Genomic DNA, 395 nt, shown 5'->3' on the forward strand with positions numbered 1-395 from the left:
CCTGTAATGTGCCACAAGTCCCTAATGAAGCGGGGTCGCAATGTGTCGATCCCGAACCTATATCGTGCCCTGCACCTACAGTACCTGATGAAAATAACGAAAGTTGCGTGGTTGGAGCCGACCCAACCCTGCCAGACCCTGTTGTATTTGCAGGGGAGGGAGAGGCGGTTTTATTTTATAACCGCTTAGCCGATGACAATTACGAAGGCTACCGATTACATTCGTGGAATAACGATGTGTGTGATGCTTATGCACCACCATTTGATACCAGTGATTGGGCTAAGGGCCATGAATACGATGGTATTGATCCAAACTACGGTGCGTACTGGATAATTAACCTTAAAGAGGGTTATAACGAATGTGCCAATTTTATTATTCATATTGGTACAGAAGGG

At 45.8% G+C, this 395-nt stretch carries 1 protein-coding gene; it reads left to right on the forward strand.

Annotated elements, in window-relative coordinates:
* Nucleotides 1-107: 107 nt before the first annotated feature.
* On the forward strand, nucleotides 108-395 hold a 288-nt coding region (locus tag AAEY83_RS13035), incomplete at its 3' end, for a pullulanase-associated domain-containing protein (protein ID WP_351059370.1).

This window comes from Psychrobacter sp. TB20-MNA-CIBAN-0197 (genome assembly GCF_040309765.1).
GTDB classification, from domain to species: Bacteria; Pseudomonadota; Gammaproteobacteria; order Pseudomonadales; family Moraxellaceae; genus Psychrobacter; species Psychrobacter submarinus.